At 46.8% G+C, this 14,796-nt stretch carries 16 protein-coding genes, 1 other RNA gene and 1 pseudogene; 2 read left to right on the top strand and 16 right to left on the bottom strand.

Translation table 11 applies throughout. From position 1 onward, the window contains the following. The first annotated feature begins 17 nt into the window (after positions 1-17). Positions 18-392 (top strand): PH domain-containing protein, encoded by a 375-nt coding sequence (locus FGQ85_RS04765; protein ID WP_087168073.1) that lies wholly within the window; start codon positions 18-20, stop codon positions 390-392. 101 nt (positions 393-493) lie between these two features. On the opposite strand, the gene FGQ85_RS04760 is transcribed toward FGQ85_RS04765, so the two are convergent. The 9 genes from FGQ85_RS04760 to eno all read right to left on the bottom strand — a co-directional run bounded on the left by FGQ85_RS04760 (position 494) and on the right by eno (position 7,801). Continuing rightward, positions 494-892: a type II toxin-antitoxin system HicB family antitoxin gene (locus FGQ85_RS04760; RefSeq protein ID WP_138372810.1), complete on the bottom strand. Its 399-nt coding sequence runs from the start codon at positions 890-892 to the stop codon at positions 494-496. 359 nt (positions 893-1,251) lie between these two features. Then, positions 1,252-1,770 carry a hypothetical protein gene (locus tag FGQ85_RS04755; protein WP_138372809.1) on the bottom strand — a complete coding sequence of 173 codons (519 nt, stop codon included), beginning with the start codon at positions 1,768-1,770 and terminating at the stop codon, positions 1,252-1,254. A gap of 101 nt (positions 1,771-1,871) precedes the next feature. Then, positions 1,872-2,225, bottom strand: a transfer-messenger RNA (tmRNA) gene (gene ssrA, locus FGQ85_RS04750). 87 nt (positions 2,226-2,312) lie between these two features. Then, entirely contained in the window at positions 2,313-3,134 is an 822-nt protein-coding gene (locus FGQ85_RS04745) for an alpha/beta hydrolase (protein ID WP_138372808.1), read from the bottom strand. Between the two features lie 29 nt (positions 3,135-3,163). Beyond that, positions 3,164-3,406: a hypothetical protein gene (locus FGQ85_RS04740; RefSeq protein WP_087168076.1), complete on the bottom strand. Its 243-nt coding sequence runs from the start codon at positions 3,404-3,406 to the stop codon at positions 3,164-3,166. Positions 3,407-3,436: 30 nt separating this feature from the next. After that, positions 3,437-3,904 carry an SsrA-binding protein SmpB gene (gene smpB, locus FGQ85_RS04735; RefSeq protein ID WP_087168077.1) on the bottom strand — a complete coding sequence of 156 codons (468 nt, stop codon included), beginning with the start codon at positions 3,902-3,904 and terminating at the stop codon, positions 3,437-3,439. A 3-nt stretch (positions 3,905-3,907) separates the two neighbouring features. After that, complete coding sequence (gene rnr / locus FGQ85_RS04730) at positions 3,908-6,046, bottom strand: ribonuclease R (RefSeq protein WP_138372807.1); 2,139 nt, start codon at positions 6,044-6,046, stop codon at positions 3,908-3,910. Between the two features lie 94 nt (positions 6,047-6,140). Then, positions 6,141-6,383 carry a preprotein translocase subunit SecG gene (gene secG, locus FGQ85_RS04725; RefSeq protein WP_087168079.1) on the bottom strand — a complete coding sequence of 81 codons (243 nt, stop codon included), beginning with the start codon at positions 6,381-6,383 and terminating at the stop codon, positions 6,141-6,143. 113 nt (positions 6,384-6,496) lie between these two features. Next, positions 6,497-7,801 carry a phosphopyruvate hydratase gene (gene eno / locus FGQ85_RS04720; protein WP_087168080.1) on the bottom strand — a complete coding sequence of 435 codons (1,305 nt, stop codon included), beginning with the start codon at positions 7,799-7,801 and terminating at the stop codon, positions 6,497-6,499. A gap of 202 nt (positions 7,802-8,003) precedes the next feature. Here eno and FGQ85_RS04715 point away from each other — a divergent pair, with 202 nt between their 5' ends. Further along, positions 8,004-8,885, top strand: a complete 882-nt coding sequence (locus tag FGQ85_RS04715) for a YitT family protein (RefSeq protein WP_087252512.1) — start codon at positions 8,004-8,006, stop codon at positions 8,883-8,885. An 86-nt stretch (positions 8,886-8,971) separates the two neighbouring features. On the opposite strand, the gene FGQ85_RS04710 is transcribed toward FGQ85_RS04715, so the two are convergent. The 7 genes and pseudogenes from FGQ85_RS04710 to FGQ85_RS04685 form a co-directional block, all read right to left on the bottom strand. After that, a complete protein-coding gene (locus tag FGQ85_RS04710) occupies positions 8,972-9,649 on the bottom strand; it encodes a hypothetical protein (RefSeq protein WP_138372806.1) in 678 nt (225 codons plus the stop codon). 75 nt (positions 9,650-9,724) lie between these two features. After that, complete coding sequence (locus FGQ85_RS04705) at positions 9,725-10,606, bottom strand: ABC transporter ATP-binding protein (RefSeq protein ID WP_138372805.1); 882 nt, start codon at positions 10,604-10,606, stop codon at positions 9,725-9,727. After that, positions 10,603-11,259 carry a hypothetical protein gene (locus tag FGQ85_RS04700; protein WP_087168083.1) on the bottom strand — a complete coding sequence of 219 codons (657 nt, stop codon included), beginning with the start codon at positions 11,257-11,259 and terminating at the stop codon, positions 10,603-10,605. The genes FGQ85_RS04705 and FGQ85_RS04700 overlap by 4 nt, the downstream gene beginning before the upstream one ends. After that, positions 11,256-12,338, bottom strand: coding sequence for an ABC transporter permease subunit (locus FGQ85_RS04695; RefSeq protein ID WP_243128483.1), 1,083 nt, complete (start codon positions 12,336-12,338; stop codon positions 11,256-11,258). Before FGQ85_RS04695 ends, FGQ85_RS04700 begins: the two co-directional genes overlap by 4 nt. 112 nt (positions 12,339-12,450) lie before the next feature. Next, positions 12,451-13,134 (bottom strand): HAMP domain-containing sensor histidine kinase, encoded by a 684-nt coding sequence (locus FGQ85_RS19105; protein ID WP_347563048.1) that lies wholly within the window; start codon positions 13,132-13,134, stop codon positions 12,451-12,453. Positions 13,135-13,185: 51 nt separating this feature from the next. After that, positions 13,186-13,557 (bottom strand): annotated as a pseudogene (locus tag FGQ85_RS18740) (response regulator transcription factor); the annotation flags it as partial. 57 nt (positions 13,558-13,614) lie between these two features. Next, complete coding sequence (locus tag FGQ85_RS04685; protein WP_171027883.1) at positions 13,615-14,733, bottom strand: Rpn family recombination-promoting nuclease/putative transposase; 1,119 nt, start codon at positions 14,731-14,733, stop codon at positions 13,615-13,617. Positions 14,734-14,796 lie beyond the last annotated feature (63 nt).

The raw sequence follows: 14,796 nt of genomic DNA, 5'->3' as shown, positions 1-14,796 counted from the left end.
AAAACGGAGGACAGACTATGATTGATTTTCAGAACAAAAAAGTATTCAAACTCAGTAAAGCAAAAGAAAAGCATCTTCCGAAAGAAATCCTGGATCTTTTGATTTATGGTGAAGAAATCGTCGGGTACTACAGTGCTCTGCGGGACTATGTGGTATTCACAAACAAACGACTGATCGCCTGCAATGTACAAGGCATTACCGGATCCAAAAAGGATTTTACTTCCCTTCCGTATTCCAAAGTTCAGGCATTTTCTATCGAAACAGCCGGAACCTTTGATATGGATTCCGAATTGACCCTCTACTTCAGCGGCCTTGGTAATGTCACATTTGAGTTTTCTGCCGGAGGAGATATAAGAGAAATCGGAAGACTGATCTCTTCCTGTATTTTATAAAACGGAATGGAAAAAGCGCCGTATTTGCGGCGCTTTTCTTACAAATCCAGAAGGAATTACTCCTGTATCTAAGGATTCATACTCTCTAAATGTACAGTTTCTTATTTTCTGATATTCAATTTATTCATCAATGCTTCCTGAAGAACTTGTGAAAAATTCACTCCCTTTTCTATTGCTTCTTCATTCAACCATTCCGGAATACTCAAAGTCTTCTTGACCGCCTTTGAATTGTGCTTTCTCTGATATTCCAGCATATCAAATCCTACGATCACAATGGCACCATCCTCTACATTCAACTCATTAATCGGTATAGGATCTGGAATGACTTCTCTATCTTCTTTTCTGCCTACTAATACTATACCCAAAGCTTCCACTGCCATTTCATAAGCTTTCTGCAAATCATCGCCTTCAGTGAGACACTCTGGAAAATCCGGAAAAGTTACCCAAAATCCACCTTCCTCTGCCGTATGAAAGATTGCCGGATAAAATAATTTATTCATATATGATACCTCCATTTCCATTCTCATTTCAGGCGCAGTGCTTATTTGAGCCCTGCTTGTTTAAGTATTGCCTGCTCCAATCCCTTTTTCTTGAGATATTTTATCATCTCTTTCGGAGTCATTGGCATCTTTTGTATCTCCTTTCCTTATCATGTCTTTATAGCAACACGTGATTTTACGTATGTCAATAGTTCATGAAAACCATGACCACCCGTCAATAGTGGTTTTTTGTTAAGCGTGCCTACATTTTTCGGAACGCGAAAAACTCCACCACGCTTAACTAGCTAAAGCAACATAAATCAATCCCGCCGACCGATTACTGGTTGGCGGGAGAAAATCTTTTCGATATATAATTAGAGTTAAGTTAGATTTATTTTTAATAAATAATCCTTCTCTTTTTCATTAAATGATTTTCCGCATTCTCGCACATTAGACCACTTAAACAAAATACTTGTGTCATCCATAGTAAAGGTAAATTTTTGAACAAAGGCCGATTTTCCCTCTACATCCTGTCGAACAGACAATTCCTTCTTATTGTAATTTGTTAAATCAATGGTCTCCTTTTCTTCAATACTCCATAAATTAACCGGAAGATATTGAGGAAGAATTACTTCAATACGATCCCCTGTTTTAACATCAGGAAGTTCAATTACACAATCAAGGTTGTCTTCTACATAGGATTCCGATAAATCTTTTAAAGAAAATTCTTTTCCATTGATAATTGCAATATCGCTTTTAGGATAGCCCTGCTCATCTCGTGGGAATTTTGTTATATCAAAAGATTCACTGGATTTGTCCATATGATTCCCACATCCCCAAATCATTGTCAAGACTATCATCAGGGGGAATAGCCCTAAAATTTTCTTGTATATTGCCATGCATTCGACCTCCTCTCAAACTGTAAGTGAAATTTCCAGATGAATTTGATTATAAAAAAACCGCGAATCCCCTGATTTTACTGGGTTTTCGCGGTTTAAGAATATGGACCTGGCGGGAATCGAACCCGCGTCCGAAAGCCTCTCCATCGGAGCATCTCCCATCACAGTCATTATTTTAAGATTCCCCCGGACTGCCGCCTAATGACAGGCTGCAATCTTCGGTAGCTTCATAAAATCTTCCATCTCCTCAAAGCTTTGGAGACGAAGTGCCCCGCAAGTGTCGAAGCCGGTAATCCGGACCGCGGGAAGTCCGGAGCCGACTGCTGCCGAAATTAGGCAGCGTACGCTAATTTATTATTGTCTGCGTTTATTTTTAAGTTACGGTTTACTGCGCGGTCCCGTCCCGCGGATGGCTTCTCCAACTTTAAAACCCCCGTCGAAACCAGTACAAGCCCTGGTTTTGCAGACAGTTGTTCTATTATTATACGCAGGCGGCCTGACCTTGTCAAGGCCCGCCCGCGGTCTTTCTTTCAGCTCTTTTTCTAAATGTTGTGGTCGATCCATGCTTTTGCAAGATCCATCCACTGGCCGCACTGAGCTTCCACGCCTCTTCCGTCACTGGAAAGGCTTAACTCAGTCGCTGTTCCAAGTCCGTGCTCTCCTTTCGGGAAGAGATGGAACTCCGCCGGAACACCGGCCTTTACGAGCGCATTTACATAGAGGAGGGAATTCTGAACCGGAACGGACTGATCCTCATATGTATGCCAGATAAACGTCTTCGGTGTGTACTCTGAAACATTCAGTTCCAGAGAACATGCTTCTTCCAGACTTTCCTCCGCCTGGGCACCCAGAAGGTTCTTAAAGGAGCCTTCGTTCCGGAATGTGCCGGCTGTAATCACCGGATAGCTCAAAATCTGTCCGTTCGGACGGATCATCTCCGATGTGGTATCGAGAATGTTGGCAAGCTCCGGAATGTGCCAGTAGGTGGAAACCATGGCAGCAAGATGTCCTCCTGCCGAGGATCCCTGAATCAGAATCCTGTCCGGATCAATGAACCATTCTTCTGCGCGTTCTCTAAGCATCTTCATGCATGCAGCCGCCTGAATGAATGCATCCGGAAATACATCATCCGGAACAGTTGAATACCGGAGCACTGCCGCATGATATCCCATCTCCATGAACCGTACCGCCAGACCTTCTGCCTCCCTGTCCGATGTCATGGCATAGCCGCCTCCCGGACAGATCAGAACACAGGGCCTTTTTCGTCCATCATAAAGCTCTTTTGAATTGCTCCAGAAATATGTATATAACCTTGCGTTTGTTTCCTCGCCCTTGATTGTTACAGGAATTGTCTCGTATACCATGCGCCGGTCCTCCCCATTTTATATTTTATTTATTCTTCATCTTCCAGTCCCAGAATCTCTGCAAGTACCTCGATGATAATTTCATTCGTACAGGATTTCACATATCCAAGCATATGAAGTGAAATCTCGTCCGACTTCTGCGCGTCTGTCAGATCAGGATTTTTCTTCGTCATATCAATCAGCTGGATCAGCTGCGGTGTAAGCTCTTCATATGTCTCAATCGTTGTCTGGGAAACAAGATTTCTGAGATCTTTTTTTGTTACTGGTACCATTTCTATTATACCTTCCTTTTCACTTTGAATCTACCCAAAATTGCGAATTTTGAAATCTCTTTGCGCTTCTCTTGCCTGATCTTTTTTGGCAATATCCGCACGCTTGTCATAAAGCTTCTTTCCTTTTGCCAGCCCGATTTCCACTTTGACAAGACTGCCCTTTAAATACACTTTCAAAGGCACAAGTGTCATTCCTTTTTCTTTCATTTTTCCAAGCAGTTTGTTGATTTCCTGCCTGTGCAGCAGGAGTTTGCGTACCCGGAGCGGATCTTTGTTGAAAATATTTCCTTTCTCATACGGGCTGATATGCATTCCGTACACAAAGACCTCCCCGTTTTCGATGCGGATGAAGGATTCTTTGATACTGCACTTTCCCATCCGCATCGATTTCACCTCGGTTCCTGCAAGGGAAATCCCGGCCTCATAAGTCTCAAGAATAAAATAATCATGATATGCTTTTTTGTTGTTGGCGATCAGTTTTACACCTGTCTTTGCCATCTCCTAGTCCCCTTCCTTTCCAAGCTCAAAGTCGATTGTCCTTTGAAGCTCGTTTGCCGCCATGACACGGACGCATACTTTCTGTCCAAGCCGGTAAGTCTTTCCGGTGTTGATGCCCTGCATCTCGTAGCGGTCTTCGATATACTCATAATGATCATCCGTCATATTCACTACATGGACCAGTCCCTCGATGGTATTCGGAAGTTCCACGTACATGCCCCACTTGGTGATACCGGAGATCACACCTTCGTACTCTTCACCGATGAAATTTTTCATATACTGTACTTTTTTCAGTTTGACCGTTTCCCGCTCAGCCTCTTCTGCCCGGCGTTCGGTCTCGCTTGCGTGCTTTGTCACTTCCTCGAGAATCGACTGATAATGCCGGATCCGCTCTTCATCCATCCGGCCGCGAAGCGTCTCCTTGATGATCCTGTGGATCTGAAGGTCCGGATAACGCCGGATCGGGGAAGTGAAATGAGTATAGCAGGATGCCGCAAGTCCAAAATGTCCTTCATTTTCCGGCGTATATTTTGCCTGCTTCATGGACCTAAGTGCCAGTCTTGCAATCATCGGCTCCTCCGGCTTCCCTTCTACTTTGGCAAGGAGCTTCTGGATCTCTTTTGGATGCACTTCATGATTGCCGATATGCATCGTATAGCCGAAATTGTGGAGGAAAATCGCAAGTTTGCGAATCTTCTCCTCATCCGGCGCTTCATGAATCCGGTAGACAAACGGAATCTCTCTCCAGAAGAAATCTTCCGCCACTGTCTCGTTGGCCGCAAGCATGAAATCTTCGATCAGCTTTGTCGCCGTATTTCTCTCATACGCTTTCAACTCGACCGGGCGTCCCTGCTCATCCAGAATCACCTTCGTTTCCGGGAAATCAAAGTCCACCGCCCCCCGTCTGTGGCGCTTTTCTCTCAAAATGGAGGAAAGCCTTGCCATCTCCCGAAACATCGGAATGAATTCCTCATATTTCCGGCACTGTTCTTCATCTTCGTCTTCCAGAATCTGTTTCACCGCTGTATATGTCATACGGCGGTCAACCCGTATCACGCTCTCGCAGATCTCATGGTCCACGATCGTACCGTTTTCATCAATCTTCATCAGGCAGCTCAGCGCCAGCCGGTCCTCTCCCGCGTTTAGGGAACAGATTCCGTTGGAAAGGGTGTGCGGAAGCATTGGAATCACACGATCCGCCAGATAAACGCTTGTCCCGCGTTTTTTTGCTTCCCGGTCCAGGGCACTGTTTTCCTGCACATAATTGGTCACATCCGCGATGTGAACGCCCAGATAAAAACTTCCGTCCCGTACTTCCAGGGAAACCGCGTCGTCCAGATCCTTGGCGTCCTCGCCGTCGATCGTCACCATCCGGACATCCCTCAGATCTCTTCTTCCAAAGCGGTCTGCTTCGCTGACAGGCTTTGCCACACGCTCCGCCTGGTTCATTACCTTCTCCGGAAATTCAATCGGAAGTTCGTAGGACATGGCGATGCTCAGCACATCGGTTCCCGGATCGTTGACATGTCCGAGAATCTCCACGACTTCACCTTCCGGCTTTTTCCCGTCTCCGCCGTAGGAAGTGAGCTTTACAACGACCTTGTGTCCGGTCACCGCTCCTTTTGATTTTTCCTCAGGCACAAACACATCCTGTAAAAACTTCTGATTATCCGGAAGAACAAATCCGAATGATTTATTTTTCTGATAATAGCCGACGATCCGGGACATCCCGCGTTTCAGGATCTTGATGACTTTTCCTTCCTGCCGCTGTCCTGTCTTTGGTCCTGCGCCTCTTGTGATCTGGATTTCCACTTCGTCTCCCTGCAGGGCACCGCCGGATTCCTCTTCCGGGATAAAAACATCGTCATCCGATCCCTCGATGGATACAAAACCAAATCCTCTGGCATGGGCCTGATAGATTCCGGTCAGCCTGTTCCCCTGACCTTTTACATAGTTTCCTTTCTGGGTCTTATGGATCTTTCCTTCGGATTCCAGAGCATCCAGAATTTCTTTTAACTCCTGCCTCTCTTCCTTTTTCACCTGAAGGACGGAGGCCATTTCTTTCATCTTCATCGGGACATAGAAATCGTCACAGATGAACTGGTATACCATTTTCTTTCTTTTCTCATATTGTCTTTCCATTATCTGTACCTCACATACTCCCTTCTATTCTATCTGATATGGTAAAAAAAGAACACTCTATTTTTTGAAATAGAGTGTTCTGCATCTTCTTTCATTAAGCAAATACTTTTAAATTCAATACTGCAGCAAGGATAAGAAACAGTGCGGCAAGGATCTTTGTGACTTTCACGAGAGTTCCCTCAATGGAACGTCCTCTGTTCTGTCCCCAGTAGGTATCCGCCATACCGGCAATCGTTCCCAGACCGGCTGATTTTCCTTCCTGCATTAATACAACTGCTGAAAGAGCAATACAGTCTATTACAAATAAAATTGTGATCACGATTTTCAAAATTTCCAACTTCTACACCTCCTGCGCATAAACCATATATAATACTACCATATCCTTCCGGTTTGCGCAAGCAGTTTTTCGCTTCTTTTCAGCCCCTTATTTTCTTTTCGAGATCTTCCTGATCAGGAAAATGGATTCTTGTAGATGGCAGTATCTCCAAGTTCTTCTTCTATTTTCAAAAGGCGGTTGTATTTTTCCACCCGTTCTGATCGGCATGGAGCCCCGGTCTTGATCTGCCCGGTTCCAAAAGCCACCGCAATGTCAGCAATCGTTGTATCCGCCGTCTCACCGGAGCGATGGGAAACAATGGATCGATACCCGTGCTCCCGGGCCATCCGGATGGTATCAAAGGCTTCTGTGAGTGTACCGATCTGATTGATCTTTACCAGAACCGCATTTGCTGCCCGGCAGTCAATCCCTCGTTTCAGCCTTTTTGTACTGGTCACGAAGAGGTCATCACCTACCAGCTGTGTCTGAAGCCCGAGTCTTGTATTCATCAGTTCCCATCCCGGAAAATCCTCTTCTTCCAGACCGTCCTCAATAGATACAATCGGATATTTTTCGATTAGTTCTGCATAGTAGTCAATGAGTTCTTCCGCGGTGCGAACTACCTTTTTCTCTTTTCCTTTGCTTTCTCCCACAAACACATATTTCCCGAAATCTCTGTCATAAATTTCCGAGGCTGCCGCATCCAGACAGAGTACAATGTCTTTTCCTGCCCGGTATCCTGCCGTCTCAATGGCCTCCATCAGGATGTCACAGACACTCCCGGTATCCGGAAGGTCCGGGGCAAAGCCTCCTTCATCGCCCACTCCGGTATGATATCCTCTTCCCTTCAGAAGCGCCTTAATCATATGATAGACTTCTGTGCACATCCGAAGTCCTTCCCGGAAACAGCAGGCCCCTGCCGGCATGATCATAAATTCCTGAAAGTCAATGATATTGTCCGCGTGTCTTCCGCCGTTCAGAACATTCATCATCGGCACCGGCATCCGTCTGGTATGCACACCGCCAAGATAGCGGTAAAGCGGCAGATGCAGACTCATCGCCGCCGCTCTTGCTGCTGCCATGGACACACTCAGGATGGCATTGGCACCAAGATTGCTCTTATCTTCCGTTCCGTCAAGCCGGATCAGCAGATGGTCAAGTTCAGTCTGTTCCAGCGCATTGACTCCAATGACTTCTCTTGCGATCCGGTCATTGACATGATTCACAGCCCTCTCCACGCCACGGCCGCAGTAGCGGTCCTGCTTTTCCTTATCCCGAAGTTCTTTCGCCTCATATCTCCCGGTGGAAGCTCCCGACGGGACACTTGCCGTTCCAATCGTGCCGTCCGCCAGAAGTACCTGTGTCTCAATCGTCGGGTTTCCCCTGGAATCGAGGATTTCTCTTGCGTATATATCTCGAATTGCGTTGCAGTGATGCATTGTTTTTTCCTCCTTCCAGGCATAGTATCTCCCAAAAAAAAATCCGGCATACCCGTCAGAAAGCTTTACATATTATTTCCTTTACTTTTCCTTTCAGGATCGTTGACTTTTTCTTTCCGGAGGGTTACAATTTTGGAGATAAATTCTTCATAAAACGAAAGAAAACGAGGAAGAAAAAATGAACGGTCAACATCATGTGGATATGAAGTATTCTATCCCAAAACCATCATCCAAAATCAAACCCAAATCCAAAATCCGGGATTTTGTGGTCATGACGGCCGCCACTGCCATCATGGCATGCGGTATTTATTTTTTCAAATTTGCAAATAATTTTGCATTCGGCGGTATTACAGGTCTTGCGGTCCTTGTCGCCAAGACCGGAACCATCAGCAGCAGTGATTTTAACTTTGTCTGCAACATTGTCCTTCTGGTTCTGGGATTCCTGATCATGGGAAAAAGCTTTGGAGCAAAAACATTTTACTGCAGCATGCTTCTTTCCTTTCTCCTGTCTATCCTGGAGCGTGTTTACCCGATGGACGGACCACTTACCAACCAGCCTGTCCTGGAACTGATTTTTGCCATCGCTGTTCCCGCTTTCGGATCGGCAGTTCTCTTTAATATGGGCGCATCCAGCGGCGGAACCGACATCGTGGCGATGATACTGAAAAAATATACCGGTTACGACATCGGACGTGTCCTGATGATCTCCGATGTGGCAATCGCTGTGGCAGGCGTATTTGTATTTGGTATGGAGACAGGTCTGTTTTCGATTCTCGGACTTGTTCTTCGGTCACTCATTACAGACAACTTTATCGAAAGTTTCAATCTTTCCAAATGTTTCAATGTTGTCTGCGACAGTCCCGAGCCGATCTGTAACTTCATTATCCGGGATCTGCACCGGGGGGCTACTGTCTACTCCGCTCAGGGTGTCTTCTCCGGACAGAAGAAATACATTGTTCTGACAGCATTGAACCGCCCGCAGGCAGTGCGGCTCCGTAACTTCATCAAGGAAACCGAGCCGGGCGCATTTATCCTGATCTCCAACACCAGCGAGATTATCGGACGCGGATTCCACACCGTATAACAGGAGTAAAATATATAGTAAAAAATAAAATCCCGGAGACACATGTGATTTCACATCGTTCTCCGGGATTTTTTCGTCACCGATTATTATTTTTCATTCAGCACTTCTTCCATAGCTTTGACCACATTCTGATACTTTTCCTGTGTATAGGTATCATAACGGTTCGGATTTCCCGCATCCGAGAGCTGACCCTGCATGGAGGCAATTCCCTCTGTAAAGACCTGCTGTACTGTCGGATCCACTCCTTCCAGTTTCAGCTTCATATCTTCCGCACTCATCGCTTCGCTCTCTGTCAGATAAGCCTGAAGCTTCTGAGTAAATGATTCTTTCTGGCTGCTCTCATACTGCTCTGAGAAATTCAACACACCGAAAGCTGCTTTCAGCCTCTTCAAACTTGCTCCTGCTGTTCCTTCCTCGTACTGGGAAAGGGACTGGATCATCTCGCCAAATGCTTCCTCATCTACTTCCGTATTCTGATCCGCCGGCTGTGTTCCTGTGTTTTCCGGCTGTCCCGGATCCGCCTTGTTATTTTCCGTCTCTGAATTTTCAGGATCTTCCGTCTCCGGTTCTTTCTCCTGCTCTTCCGTTTCCCCGTTATCCGTCTCGTCCGGTTCTTCCTGTTCCTTTGTGGATGATCCCTGATCAGTCTGCTCTGTCTTTGGCTCTTCGCCGGTATCTGCAGGTGTCCTGGAGCCACAGGCGCTCACTCCAATCATCAGGATTCCTATGCCAAGTGCCAGTAATCGCTTCATTCGTCTTTTCATACGCCTTCCCCCTTCCGGTCATCCTCTTCCTTCTACCTACAGTATACCTGTTTCTCCGCCATTTCACAAGCCGGATCATTGCTTCTTCTTTTCCATCATCAGATACAGATATGCATCTTCCAGTGTGATCTTCGGCTGTGTACAGTCAATATCCGGTTTCACATCGCTGATAATTTTCACCGTCATTCCTTCTTCCGTGTACTGCCTGGAAGTCGTACGGTACTGCTTTTCCAGTCTTTTTGCTTCTGTGTCGTCTGCTACATTTGCTGTCCAGATCTTTCCTTTTGCCCGGGAAAGGAGCGCCTGTACCGTACCTGTATAGAGGAATGAACCTTTCCGCATCACCGCAAGCTTGCTGCACGTAGCCGCGATGTCCTCCACCACATGAGTGGAAAACAAAACGGTCCGCCCCTCCGAAAAATCCACCAGAAGGTTACGGATACGCACCCGCTCTTCCGGATCAAGCCCCGTTGTCGGTTCGTCCACAATCAGAAATTCCGGTTCATTCAGAAGTGCCTGAATGAGTCCAACTCTTCGCTTCATTCCTCCGGAAAGCTGACGCATTTTCTTTTTCCGGTGATTCGTAAGCCCTGTCTTTTCCAGATAATAGCGGATACGCTTTTTAGATTCCTCCTTCGGGATACCGGAAAGTTCTCCCAGATATTCCAGGCAGTCCTGCACGGAAAGCCCCGGATAGAGGTTGAGCTCCTGCGGCAGATACCCGATTTTCTGCCTGATGACTTCGTCCTTTCCAGTCCCGTACCGGATTCCGTCCAGATACACCTCACCATCGGACGGAGTCAGAACCGTCGTCAGTACCCGCATCAGCGTCGTCTTTCCGGCGCCGTTTTCCCCGAGCAGCCCATAGACACCGTGGGGGATTTCCAGATTGACATGGTCTACCGCCCGAACCTGATTTTTAAATGTTACTGTCACGTTTTTTATGTTTACACTCATTTTGACACCCTCTTTTCTATAATCGAAATCAATACCAGAAATACAATAGACAACAGAATTTGAATCAGTGTGCCATATGCCCATTCGTTCCATTTGGCTCCCATGGAATCACAGAAGGAATAGGCAAACAGGTTGTACCGCCCAAACAGTCTCTCCCCTGTTGTGGAATTGGTCGTAATCCATAGAAGAACCGATACTCCAATCCCCGCCCACTGGCTCTTTGCCAGATTGGAAATGACAACCGAGATCAGACTCCAGAATAAAACAGTTCCCGCAAGTGCCGCTGCGTAACCGCCGTACTCGGAAGCAAAGGTACGCTCTATCATGCGGTAAGGCTTCTGCCAGTAAAAAGTAAAATATGCTGCAAGAGCGGTCACATACAAATACACTGCCTGAATAATCCATCTCCGGTAAATCATGCGGATCCGGTTCTTTTTCGGTTTCAGACAGATGATTTCCCACCGCTGCCCGTTTCGGTCCATCACACTGGTCTCCGCGCAGAATACGGATGCCAGAACGGCCACTCCCGGCATCAGCGCAGGACCGATCTCTGAAGTCAGCGTGACGCCCCGTACCAGCGCAAACAGAAGCAGAAACAGGATGGAGTACGCCAGTTTATAGGGTGCAATACAGATTTTCCATTCCTTTTTCAATACACTCTCCTCCTTTTCCAGATGGCCGCCGCCCCAATGAGAAAGGCTGCTGAAGCCACAAGCAGAAAGATCTGATTCCACATGGCCATCGGCGGCGGCGCCGTGTCCAGAAATCCGCCCGGAAACCGCACCAGAATGGCAAGAGGCCTTCCGTAGTATCCAAATTCACCGTCCGGCCCGATACTTCCCATATTGGAATAAAACAGATACAGAAACAAAAGCGGTACTCCCGGAAGCGGATTTTTAAAAATCAGCGCGATGATCACATACACGCTCGCAATCATCAGAAGATTCGGCAGCATATAGCAGACCGCCGGAATCAGAAATTCGATCAGCGATACCGGCAGATCATTGCGGATCCCTGCCGCAAAACTGACAAAGAAGAACACAATCACAAGGATCAGCCAGACAATTCCCACTGAAAGAAATCCTCCTGCCGCTTTTCCAAAGATATAGCTCCCTGCCGAAACCGGCTTCGTGTGCAGCAGTTCGTAAGTATCTCTTCTCGTATCCCGGATAAAGAGAAACGCCAGCAGAACCGCGCTGAAAAAAGTAAGATACAGTCCGCCGAAATCTGCAAATTTTCTTCCGAAGTACCAGGAGTAACTGTATTCCGACAGTTTTGCTTTCAATTCAGCGTTGATTTCATCTACGGTACCCTGATGATATTCATAGTCCTCGTAATAATATCTCAGACTATAACCGCCCGGATACCCGTAAATCTCTCCGATGGCATCGGACATTTCATTGATGCTCTTTCCAGAAGAACAGATCTGATCCAGTGTGTTCTGAACTACTTGTTCCTCCTCACCGTTCTCCTTTACAACCATACTGATCATCTTTTTCTTGGCAAGTTCCAACTGCTCTTCCTTCGTGGATTTGACATATCCGTTCATGATATCTGCATCCGCAATGTTCTCCGGCTTTGCCGATTTCACTTCCTGCTCCGTGCGGAAATATTTCACTTCCAGATATGGAGACAGAATCTGAAACAAACCGAAAATCACAACCACGATCCCGACCCAGAATAACGGATTCTTCAGGTAGTTTTTTACTTCCCGTTTCATTACTGCTTTCATGTTCATCCCCTCTTTCTTTTTTGATATTTCTATCGTATCAGGAGATTCACAATGAAAAGACAACGGGAAAAAAGGCAAAAAAATTCCTGCTGCATTTTTTACAGCAGGAATATCATTTTACATCCGTGCACAAACGGAAATACGCCCGCACACATGCCCCGTCTCTTTGGTTTTCCACTTCGAGGTGTCCTCCGTGTTTCTTACAGAACACTTCGCTGATATACATTCCAAGTCCGAAATGTTTCAGATCATCCCTTGGATTGGCCGAAGTGAAGGCCTGTTTTGCTTCTTCTTCACTGATGGTAAATCCTGTTCCATCATCTTTTACTTCCAGTACCAGCCGATCGGCTTCCCGACAAACGACCACCGATACCTTTGACGCTGCATAACGCAGTGCGTTGGTAATCAGGTTTTCCGCTACTTCCAGAATCAGGTCCCGATCCAGCGTAAGTTTTTCTCCCTCTCCTCCCGCAAAGATTTCAAACTGCTTTCCGGAAGCTGCTGCCAGCATCTCTCCGGTCTTTTCGATCTGTTCTGCAATCTCAGCAGCCGTCGTGTCCATGCAGGAAATCGGCTCCCGTTCCAATGCGGAGAAGGCCCGCATCCGGTCCAGAAACCGCTCCAGCCGTTCCACCTGTCCCATGCTTTCTTTCAGCATATCCAGAAGCGCTTCCCGGTCCAGCTTTTCTTCCGGGATAAACTCCATCATCATTTCCTGATACCCTTTGAGCACAGTCAGAGACGTCCGCAGATCGTGTGCAATGGCAGATCGCAGTACCTGCTCATCTTCCACCATCCGCCACATCTTCTGGTTGTTCTGAGCCAGTTCCTCTTTCATGTGGTCAAACTGCTGATGCCGTTCCTCCCGCCGCAGATGAGCCAGCACTCTCGCCTCCAGTTCCTTCAGGCTGAACGGTTTTACAATATAATCATCTCCGCCCATCATCAGCCCGTTCACACGATCCTGCTCTTCGACCCGTGCGGTCAGAAATAAAATCGGACAGGACACCTGATCCCGGATTCTCCGGCACACCTCCAGGCCGTCCATTCCCGGCATATTGATATCCAGAAGAATGAGATCCGGTCCCTCTCCAGACTTCTTCACTGCGTCCATCCCATTGACCGCTGTCAGCATTTCATATCCCTTCAGCCGGAAATACCGGCACAGCATCTCTACCAGATCCTGGTCATCATCCACCAGAAGAATTTTGTAGCTCATCCGACGAATACCATCCTTTCTTTACGATAAAACATTGCCGAGATGATCATTCATCTGTTAAACCAGTAGTTTTCGAAAATCTTCGATCGATATCCCATATTCGGATGCCGCCTGCTCCAGATTCAGAAAACCTTTCTGATATAACTCTATCACGGCATCTTTCCTCCCCTGATCATGTGCGGCATCTTTTTCGGCCCTGGCTTTCTCAAGCTGCTTTTGACTTTCCGAAAAACGCTCCTGCATATCAGCCAGATTATCCTGAGCTACATCCAGCTTTCCCTGTGTCTCATCCAGCTTCCCCTGCGTCTCATCCAGCTTCCCCTGCGTCTCATCCAGCTTCCCCTGCGTCTCATCCAGTTTCCCCTGCGTCTCATCCAGTTTCCCCTGAATCTCTTCCAGCTTTTCCTGTGCATTTGTCATCCGCTGAAAAGCCCGTTCAGCCTGTCTTTGCAGAGACAGCTGATCGCGAAGTGCACGTTCCCTTGCCTCATATGCTCGGCGTTTCTCTTCATCCTGGCTCATTTCCATCAGATCTTCATAGGCTTCTTCCAGATAGGTATTTCCCTTTGCCATCTCTTTTAAATCCTCCTTTTTACCGCCGCGGAAGAATTTCATCCATGCAATGATGCCATCTGGATGGTGATACTCCTCTGGAATCTTGGGAAGTTCCAGAATCTGAAGTTCCAGCTTATCGCTGTACAGTTCTCCGGTCGCTTTATCATAAACCTGTGCCTTACGGTAGCAGATGTCATCCTTCTTATAGTAGGTGAAATTCAAAACACTGACATGTACACATTTCTGAAGCCGATCATATTCCTCACCTTTGCAAAGCTGGCTGGAAAACATCTTGCACAGATAAAACAGACTCCTGTCGTCCCAGTATTCCATATATACAACCTGCATCTCAATATCAAGCTGAGTGCCGTTTTCCAGAAGAACATGAACATCCAGCACTCCCTTCTTTTCCTCCTCCGACCGTTTGGGAAGTTCATTTTCCAGAATAATAGTATTCCCGATCTGCTCAGGTGAAAGCTCCAACAATTCAGCGATGAAGCCTCTCCTTGTATTCGGATTCCGCATCAGTTCTTTGAAACACCAGTCGATGTAAGGCTTCATAATAAATTCTTCTTCTGAAATTGCAGCGGTAGTTCGATTTGCCATTTTGTTTCGTTCCATAAACAGTCTCCTTTCTGTGACGGCAATGCCTCTGACATAAGAAAACTGTTTCTGTTTCTTGTA

The sequence above is a fragment of the Pseudoflavonifractor sp. BSD2780061688st1 E11 genome (assembly GCF_005844125.1).
Taxonomy (GTDB): Bacteria; Bacillota; Clostridia; order Lachnospirales; family Lachnospiraceae; genus Sellimonas; species Sellimonas catena.
This window is presented reverse-complemented; position numbering and strand designations above follow the sequence as displayed.

Bases quoted from the DNA above. Each gene is read 5' to 3' on its own strand.
- smpB (WP_087168077.1), bottom strand. From the start codon at position 3,904: ATGGCAAAGACAGGTGTAAAACTGATCGCCAACAACAAAAAAGCATAT.
- FGQ85_RS04710 (WP_138372806.1), bottom strand. From the start codon at position 9,649: ATGAAAAGACGAATGAAGCGATTACTGGCACTTGGCATAGGAATCCTG.
- FGQ85_RS04705 (WP_138372805.1), bottom strand. From the start codon at position 10,606: ATGAGTGTAAACATAAAAAACGTGACAGTAACATTTAAAAATCAGGTT.
- FGQ85_RS04715 (WP_087252512.1), top strand. From the start codon at position 8,004: ATGAAGTATTCTATCCCAAAACCATCATCCAAAATCAAACCCAAATCC.
- FGQ85_RS04695 (WP_243128483.1), bottom strand. From the start codon at position 12,338: ATGAAAGCAGTAATGAAACGGGAAGTAAAAAACTACCTGAAGAATCCG.
- FGQ85_RS04755 (WP_138372809.1), bottom strand. From the start codon at position 1,770: ATGGCAATATACAAGAAAATTTTAGGGCTATTCCCCCTGATGATAGTC.
- FGQ85_RS04765 (WP_087168073.1), top strand. From the start codon at position 18: ATGATTGATTTTCAGAACAAAAAAGTATTCAAACTCAGTAAAGCAAAA.
- FGQ85_RS04685 (WP_171027883.1), bottom strand. From the start codon at position 14,733: ATGGAACGAAACAAAATGGCAAATCGAACTACCGCTGCAATTTCAGAA.
- FGQ85_RS04745 (WP_138372808.1), bottom strand. From the start codon at position 3,134: ATGGTATACGAGACAATTCCTGTAACAATCAAGGGCGAGGAAACAAAC.
- FGQ85_RS19105 (WP_347563048.1), bottom strand. From the start codon at position 13,134: ATGGTGGAAGATGAGCAGGTACTGCGATCTGCCATTGCACACGATCTG.
- rnr (WP_138372807.1), bottom strand. From the start codon at position 6,046: ATGGAAAGACAATATGAGAAAAGAAAGAAAATGGTATACCAGTTCATC.
- FGQ85_RS04760 (WP_138372810.1), bottom strand. From the start codon at position 892: ATGAATAAATTATTTTATCCGGCAATCTTTCATACGGCAGAGGAAGGT.
- FGQ85_RS04740 (WP_087168076.1), bottom strand. From the start codon at position 3,406: ATGGTACCAGTAACAAAAAAAGATCTCAGAAATCTTGTTTCCCAGACA.
- eno (WP_087168080.1), bottom strand. From the start codon at position 7,801: ATGCATCACTGCAACGCAATTCGAGATATATACGCAAGAGAAATCCTC.